Annotated in this window: 3 protein-coding genes; all 3 read left to right on the forward strand. The window is 42.3% G+C overall.

The features are described 5' to 3' along the window. Positions 1 to 222 (forward strand): HK97 family phage prohead protease (locus tag FC24_RS08540; RefSeq protein WP_191980385.1); only part of this gene is annotated, 222 nt, incomplete at its 5' end. 36 nt (positions 223 to 258) lie between these two features. Further along, positions 259 to 1,596: a phage major capsid protein gene (locus FC24_RS08545; protein WP_057874474.1), complete on the forward strand. Its 1,338-nt coding sequence runs from the start codon at positions 259 to 261 to the stop codon at positions 1,594 to 1,596. A 57-nt stretch (positions 1,597 to 1,653) separates the two neighbouring features. Next, a complete protein-coding gene (locus tag FC24_RS08550) occupies positions 1,654 to 1,983 on the forward strand; it encodes a head-tail connector protein (protein ID WP_057874475.1) in 330 nt (109 codons plus the stop codon). Positions 1,984 to 2,117 lie beyond the last annotated feature (134 nt).

The following is a 2,117-nucleotide window of genomic DNA, read 5'->3' on the forward strand; positions in this document are numbered from 1 at the left end:
TCAGAGGATAAAAATGCTAAGACGTGGGCCCGCAACAATGGTGAATATGTGCAAACGATTAATCAGATTGATGAGTTGTTGGAAATCAGTATTGTAACGATGCCAGCATACACCGGCACCAGCGTTGAAGTTGGCCAGCGCTCGCGATCCTTAGCACGTTTTCAAGAATTAGAAAAATTGAATATAGCTCTCGAGTTAGAAGCTCTGCGATTGAATTCGTAGGGCTATTTTTATACCCAAATTTAAGGAGGGATCGAATTGAATAAATTTGATGAGCAGAAAAAAGAAATTAATGACCTGATTGCAAAAGCCCAAGACGCCATCGATAAAGGCGACTTGGAAACTGCCAGAAGTTTAAAGGCAGATATCGATAAGCAAAAAAAGGAATACGAAGAATTGCAGCAATTAGCTCAGGAAATTAATGATGCTGCACCACAAGACGCCAGCAATGATGAACCACCGAAGGCTGAAGAACCAGAAGTAAAAGATAACAAACCAGCCGATAAAGAGGATCCCGATTTAGAAAATCCAGCTGACACCGACGGAGATGAAAAACCGGAAGCTGACGACAAGCCAGCTCCGGAGGGAATGCCGGCTCCAGAGGCTGATAAGCCAGAAGCTGATGCTGATGAAGACGACGACAAAGACGATGACAAAAAGAAAAAAGGGGCGAAAAGATCGATGTCAAAATTAAACAACGAAGAAACTAACGAAGCCGTTTTAGCTTTTGAGGACTATATGCGTAGCAAGGGCGCTAAGCGGGATAATGTTAAGTCTGACGACGTCGGTGTAACTATTCCGGAAGATATCCAGTATCAACCGGAAAAAGAAGTTAACACCGTCCAGGACTTATCTCAGCTGGTACAAAAAACTTCGGTTAAAACGGCTAGCGGTAAATACCCGATCCTAAAGCGTGCAGATACGAAATTTAACACAGTTGAAGAACTGGAAAAGAATCCGGAACTAGCAAAACCGAAGTTTGAAACAATCGCGTGGGAAGTGTCTACCTATCGTGGTGCAATCCCAATTTCGCAAGAAGCGTTAGATGATTCTGTCGCCAACCTGACTGCAATTGTCCAAGAAAATATCCAAGAACAAAAAATCAACACTTTAAACGTTGAAATTAGCAATGTTTTAAAGACTTTTAATCCAGCAACAGTTAAAGATGTTGATGATTTAAAGGAAATCGCAAACGTTAAGCTTGACCCAGGCTATGATCGGCAAATCATTTGCACCCAGTCCTTTTACCAGAAATTAGACACTTTGAAAGACGGAAATAACCGTTACCTTTTAGAAGATAGCATTACAAACACTTCCGGCAACGTTGTACTGGGCATGAATGTAACCGTAGTACGTGATGACTTGTTAGGTGAAAACGGTGATGCCTTAGCCTTTATCGGTGACGTTAAGCGGGCCGTATTATTTGCTGATCGGTCAGATGTGTCAGTGCAGTGGATCGAAAATGAAATTTACGGTAAATATTTAATGGGCGCTTTTCGATTTGACGTTGAAAAAGCTGATGGCAATGCTGGCTACTTTGTATCATTTGGCGAAGCTGATGATGGTGGTAAGGACACTCCCAAAGGATCCCGCTAAATACAATAGCGGGGCCTCATATGACAGCCATGCAACCTATAAATAGGAGGTGCTGGCGTGTTTAAAATTGACAACGTTGAATCAATTAAAAAAGCGATCCGAGTGGACCATGACTTGGATGACGATTTAATCATGGGTGCCTATTTGCCGGCAGCGGAAAAAGAGGTTCGAACGGCAGTTTCGCTGGATAAAGCTGACACAGCATTTTATCAAAATAATGCGGTTTATAACTTGGCTGTTTTAAATCTCATTGCGCATCACTATGATAACCGGTCAATCACTTCAAACGAGCCTGTCAACGATGTACCCGCGGCTTCGCTAAAACTAATCCAAACACTGCGAGCAGATTTAGTTAATTGGAGAAAGGACCAGGAAGATGAATCTTAATCAGTTAGATTACCGGGTTATTTTTTATAAGATTATCGCAAATGGTCCGGAGGCCGGCATGAATAGGTTAGAAGAAGTATATTCTTGTTTTGCGGGTTTATACGAGCCGACGCAGAAAGACGTACAGCTCGGTA

The organism is Loigolactobacillus rennini DSM 20253 (genome assembly GCF_001436505.1).
In the GTDB taxonomy this organism is placed as follows: Bacteria; Bacillota; Bacilli; order Lactobacillales; family Lactobacillaceae; genus Loigolactobacillus; species Loigolactobacillus rennini.